Source organism: Finegoldia magna, from assembly GCF_018371055.1.
Taxonomy (GTDB): Bacteria; Bacillota; Clostridia; order Tissierellales; family Peptoniphilaceae; genus Finegoldia; species Finegoldia magna_I.
The window spans coordinates 1-5,774 of sequence record NZ_JAGYZD010000105.1 but is presented as its reverse complement, the minus strand read 5'-3'; the positions used below and the strand labels follow the sequence as shown (position 1 = coordinate 5,774).

The 5,774-nt window shown below is 31.2% G+C and carries 9 protein-coding genes; all 9 read left to right on the top strand.

Annotated features, from left to right (window positions below; genetic code table 11):
• Positions 1–555, top strand: a 555-nt coding sequence (locus KHW44_RS05705) for a 4Fe-4S binding protein (protein ID WP_304067031.1), incomplete at its 5' end; no start/stop codon positions are given.
• Between the two features lie 310 nt (positions 556–865).
• Entirely contained in the window at positions 866–1,345 is a 480-nt protein-coding gene (locus KHW44_RS05700; protein WP_304067024.1) for a M50 family metallopeptidase, read from the top strand.
• A 78-nt stretch (positions 1,346–1,423) separates the two neighbouring features.
• The gene (locus KHW44_RS05695; protein ID WP_304067022.1) at positions 1,424–1,963 is read left to right on the top strand and encodes a hypothetical protein; all 540 of its coding nucleotides are present in this window, start codon (positions 1,424–1,426) and stop codon (positions 1,961–1,963) included.
• A 327-nt stretch (positions 1,964–2,290) separates the two neighbouring features.
• Positions 2,291–2,965 carry a DUF969 domain-containing protein gene (locus KHW44_RS05690; protein WP_002835543.1) on the top strand — a complete coding sequence of 225 codons (675 nt, stop codon included), beginning with the start codon at positions 2,291–2,293 and terminating at the stop codon, positions 2,963–2,965.
• A complete protein-coding gene (locus KHW44_RS05685; protein WP_156849878.1) occupies positions 2,958–3,944 on the top strand; it encodes a 5-oxoproline transporter, DUF979 family subunit in 987 nt (328 codons plus the stop codon). The genes KHW44_RS05690 and KHW44_RS05685 overlap by 8 nt, the downstream gene beginning before the upstream one ends.
• A 10-nt stretch (positions 3,945–3,954) precedes the next feature.
• Positions 3,955–4,596, top strand: a complete 642-nt coding sequence (gene pcp / locus KHW44_RS05680) for a pyroglutamyl-peptidase I (RefSeq protein ID WP_304067004.1) — start codon at positions 3,955–3,957, stop codon at positions 4,594–4,596.
• A 164-nt stretch (positions 4,597–4,760) separates the two neighbouring features.
• A complete protein-coding gene (locus KHW44_RS05675) occupies positions 4,761–5,138 on the top strand; it encodes a NusG domain II-containing protein (RefSeq protein ID WP_304067001.1) in 378 nt (125 codons plus the stop codon).
• Complete coding sequence (locus tag KHW44_RS05670; protein WP_094203300.1) at positions 5,138–5,650, top strand: Gx transporter family protein; 513 nt, start codon at positions 5,138–5,140, stop codon at positions 5,648–5,650. Before KHW44_RS05675 ends, KHW44_RS05670 begins: the two co-directional genes overlap by 1 nt.
• 2 nt (positions 5,651–5,652) lie before the next feature.
• A partial coding sequence (locus KHW44_RS10115; RefSeq protein WP_369680520.1) for a UPF0758 domain-containing protein occupies positions 5,653–5,774 on the top strand: 122 nt, incomplete at its 3' end.

Sequence of the window (5,774 nt, the reverse complement as noted above, 5' to 3'; positions counted from 1 at the left end):
GCATGTGTAATGTGCCAAGGAACTCCAGAATACGCTACTGAAAAATTCAAATACAAAGGTATTATGGATTGTAGAGTTAACCACAATCTTCAAGGTGGAAGCAAAACTTGTCCAGATGGATGTTTGGGTTGCGGAACATGTGTAGATGTGTGTGACTTCGATGCAATTCACATTGTAAATGGCATTGCATTAGTAGACAAAGAAAAATGTACATCTTGTAAAAAATGTATTGAAATCTGTCCAAGAAATATTATTAAACTTGTTGACTACGATCAAGACGTTTATGTAAGATGTAACAGTCACGATAAAGGTAAAGATGTAAGACAATACTGTAAAGTTGGATGTATTGCTTGTGGAATTTGCGCTAAGATGTGTCCAGACGGATTCAGCGTTGAAGATAACTTAGCTCACTTCAACAATGCAGAAGGATTAGATCCAGAACAAGTTCAAAAAGCAGTAGACAAATGTCCTACAAAAGCTATTTATCCAGGACTTAAAATAAAAGAAGAACAAGCTAAAGCAAAAGCTCAAGAAGCTCCTGCTAAAGAAGCTTAATATTTTACAAGCGGAATGTAATCTGTATATCACAGAACATTCCGCTTTTTAATTATTTATCGGGTTATATGTTTTTGTGTATTAATTAGCACTAAATATTTATTAAGGCATACCCTAAATTAGTATAAAAAATATGAGTTGTCATATGTATTTAATGTATAAGATTATCAATTAATAATCAGTAAAAATTACTAATTGTAAAATATTTATAAATTTCTTACAATGTTCTTGACAAATAAAATTGCTAGAGATATACTGAAAACGTAATCAAAGATAAAAATTAAAATAAATCCTTTACATGGAGATCAGAATGATAAAAAGAATACTTTGCTATTATATAATATTTTTAATCTCGTGTTTTATGCATGAGCTAGGACATATAATAATGTCTAAGATTTTTTTTGATACTACTAATCATAGAATAGAGCTAGGCATTGGAAAAAGTATAATCGATTTTAGAAAGTTTGCTATAAAAATTATACCAGCATCAGGACGTGCATATTGGACAATTTTAGATTTGGATAGATATAATAAATCTGATAAATGGAGAAAAATTATGCCTACGCTAGGTGGACCGTTATTTAGCCTTTTGATGACATTTTTACTTATATTTATATATAGAGATTATAGTGTAACGAATCAGTTTTGGAAGCACATGATGATATATTCGATATTAACTAATGCTGCGTTCTTTATATCAACTATTTTACCTGTAAAATACCTTAATAATATAAGTGATGGAATGGATATTATTAATATTCTAAAATCAACAGAGGATAATGTAAATTAGAAGAAAAATATAAGAAGTTAGATATGGTTATTATAGTATAGTTAGTGATGATTAACATAAATTTAAAGAGGAGAATTAATGAAATCAATATTAATTAATGTGATAATAGCAATACCTATTATCTACATACTACTATTGCTATCTAGAATTTTTAAAGAATTAGGTCATCTAGTAATGTATAAAATACTATTCAAAGATGATAACTACAAAATAACAATAGGATATGGAAAAAAATTCATACAAACAAAAAGATGGTCAATTAGAAGAATTCCTTTTTTGAGTAAGATAACATACGGAAATAAATTTCAGGAAGGGACATTCCGATCATTGATAACACATATTTCTGGAGGATTAGGAACAATTGCATATCTTATATGTTTGATTCCATTGATTTATTTGGTAAATAAAAAGCCAGAAGTTATAACTATTATGAACTCAAAAATACTACCTATGGCTATATTAAGAACTATACAAATTGTGATTTTTACATTGTATTTCACTGTATGGCCACTTCAAATTCCGTATTTACCTGATGGAGGATATGTTAGTGATGGCGTACATGTTATCAATGATCTTAAGAGTATAAAAAAGAGAAAAGAACAAAAAATATCAATATGAATTCATAAAAATGGAATAGTTTAATATTATTTTAAACGGAATGTAACCTTTACATAACAGGATACATTCCGTTTTTTTGAGCGTAAAATTATTAAGATAATTATATGTATGCTAATTACTTAGCTTATGAATCAGATGAGCATTAATCCTTTTTAGAGCTAATAGCAAATAGAAAATTGTTTTTATATATCAAAAACTTAACAAACAAAGACCTCACAACAGCAAAATTGAGATTAAAATTTAATTAAAAGTTTAAAATAAAAAAGTATCGGGTATAATTTTAAGAAGCTAAAATCTATTTGGCTAATTAAAATTAAGGAGTAAAGTATGGGAGAATATTTAGTTTTCATAGGAATATTAATTATTGTCGTTGGATTCGCGCTAAAACTAGATGTTTTGGGAATAGTTCTCTTGGCAGGTCTTGTTACAGGTCTTGCGGGAGGTCTTGGATTAACAGGCACTTTGAAAATTATGGGAGAAGGATTTGTAAATAATAGACTGATGAGTTTGTTCTTGATTTCATTCCCTGTTATCGCGATTATGGAACGATATGGACTTAAGGAAAAGGCTAGAGATTTTATTTCTAAGTTCAAAATGGCTAGTGCAGGTTCTGTTTTGTGGATTTACTTGTTCATTAGATGGATAGCTGCTGCGTTTTCTTTAAGACTTGGTGGACACGTTCAATTTATTCGTCCATTGATTTTACCAATGGCAGAAGGTGCTGCAAGAAAAAAAGTTGATTTGACAGAAGTACGACTTGATGAATTAAAGGGTTTAGCTGCTGCTGTTGAAAACTACGGTAACTTCTACGGACAAAATATATTTCCATTGGCATCTGGTGTACTTTTGATGCAAACTACATTAAAAGATGCAGGATTTCCATTGGAAACTGCAGAAATAGCAAAATGGTCTATATTTGCAGGGGTTAGTATGTTGATTATTGCACTTATACAATGTGCTGTTTTTGAAATGAAACTTAGAAAGGATATAAAAAATGTTTGATTTTTTTGTAGATAATCAGGTTGTTCTTGATGAGATAGCCTATATTTTATGTGGAATTATCTGCATAATGACTGGTATCCGTGCAAGATTCAACAAGGAAGCAAAGATTGGTACAATGCTTTTCTGGATATTACTTGGAGTATTATTTGCTGGTGGAGGATTCTTGGTTAGAAATGTAGAATCCGGTGGAATAATTGTAGGTGTTATACTTTTAATTTTGGGAGTATTATCAATTGCAAATCAAATCAAACCAGCAGAATTTAAGGAACTAACTGAAGAAGAAAGAATGAAAAATGCTGAAAAAGTTGGAGGGAAAATATTTATTCCAGCTTTAGTAATGGGAATTAGTGCGATGTTATTATCGCAATTGAAATCTTTTAAGATTCCATTGAAAAACACTGATGGAATATTCTCATTGTCAGCTGCACAAGTTCTTACTATTTCATCATTATTGGCTTTAATTATTGCGATAATAATCGCAAAACCAAAAGCAAAAGAAACTGCTGAGGACACTACAAAAATGTTGATGCAAGTTGGATCTTCATCATTACTACCACAATTATTAGGTGGTTTGGGAGTTATATTTGCATCTGCAGGTGTTGGTAAGCTAATAGGTAGCTTAGCTGTTGGAATTGTAGGAGATGCAGGGGTTTTTGCAGCTGCTGTTGCATATATTGTTGGAATGGTTGTATTTACGATGATAATGGGTAATGCATTCGCTGCATTTACCGTTATTACTCTAGGAATTGGTGTTCCACTTTTGATGGCAAAAGGAGCAAATCCTGCCGTTGTAGCATCACTTGGTATGACTGCTGGATACTGCGGAACTTTGATTACACCAATGGCAGCAAACTTTAACATAGTTCCAGCTGCAATCTTAGAGATGAAAGATAAAAATGGAGTTATTAAAGCACAACTTCCTGTTGCTTTAGCTCTAGTAGTTGTTCATGTTGTTTTATTAATGATATTAGCATTTTAGGAGGTAATTTATGAAAATTTTAGTTTCTGGATTTGATCCATTTGGCGGAGAAAAAATCAATCCTGCAATTGAATCTGTTAAGCTTTTACCTGATTCAATTAAAGGACATGAAATAATCAAAATAGAAATTCCTACAGTTATTGGAAAAAGTGTAGATAAATTAAAAGAAAAAATTGCAGAAGTTAAACCAGATGTTGTAATATCAGTGGGACAAGCTGGTGGACGTGAAGACATCACTGTAGAAAGAGTTGCAATCAACGTTGACGATTGTAGAATCAAGGATAACGTAGGAAACCAACCAATCGACGAAAAAATCGCCGAAGATGGTCCTGATGCATATTTGTTGACTCTACCAATCAAAGCAATGGTTGAAAATATTAAATCAGCAAACATTCCAGCATCTGTATCAAACACTGCAGGAACATTCATCTGTAACCATGTTGCATATGGAATGGCACATTTAAGAGCTACTGAATATCCAAACATGAGAACTGGATTTATTCACATTCCATTCTTGCCAGAACAAGTTTTAAATAAACCACACACTGCTTCAATGAATTTGGATACAATTGCAAAAGCTTTGGAAAAGGCAATTGAAGCTGTAATAGACAATGACGAAGACATCAAAGTTACAGGTGGAAAAACTCATTAAAATAAAATTTGATTTAAAATCATAAATAGTTTAAATTCAAGAGCTTCGAAACATTTAAAGTTTCGAGGTTCTTTTTTATTTGCAAATGGATTTTCATTTTTGTTTAATCTTGAAAAGATACACGATAAAATGATAAACTATAAGGTAGTTTAAAGGAGAAATTTATGACTAAATACGATAAAATTTTGATTGGATTTTTGTTGTGTTTTTCGGCCGTTTTATTTGTGATTTTAAATTATAATAACGTAAATGCACAAGATAAATACGTTTCAATTCAAGTGAATGGAAAAGAAATCAAACAAATTACTCTTCCAATCGATCATTATGATTATAAAATTGATAATAAATACGGTCACAACGTTGTTCATATTAATGGATACAGTGTTGCAATTACTGAATCCGATTGTCCGGAAAAGTTGTGCATCTTAAAAGGAAAGATAGATAAACCGGGGGATGTTATTGTTTGTTTGCCGAACAAATTAGTTGTAGAAGTGAAGGCTGACAAGCAAAACAAAGATGATATTGATGTGGTGAATTATTGATGAAAAGATTACATATTCCTATTTTAACGGCAGTTGCATTAGTTGTAAGCTTGATTGAGTCGATGATTCCACTTCCAATCGTAATGCCTGGAGCAAAGCTTGGGCTCAGCAACATTGTAATTCTTACATGCTTAATTGTTTTTGGATTTAGAGATTCTCTTGTAATAGGAATCTTAAAATCATTTTTACTAATGCTAATCACAGGGGCTGTTATAAGCTTTTTCTATTCGTTAGCAGGAGCTGTAAGCTCACTTGTTGTGATGTATTTGGTCAACAAATATTTGAGAAAATATTTTTCGTTGATTGGAGTTAGCTTGTTCGGAGCTTTTACTCACAACTTATCGCAAGTATTGGTGTGTGCAATTATGCTGAACAATCTTAGAATTTTCGTGTATTTGCCAATTTTGGTGTTTTTGAGTATATTTACAGGTGTTTTTGTTGGACTTACTTCAAATTACCTAACAAATGCACTTTCTAAGCAAAAAAATTATTTGTTTAATAATAGGAGATAACAATGAGAGTTAAGGAAATGAATGAGTCCCTAAGACCCAGAGAAAAAATGAAAATCAATGGTATTTCTTCAATGAGTGACGAAGAATTGATGCAAATCATATTGAAGACTGGAATCAAAGAAGA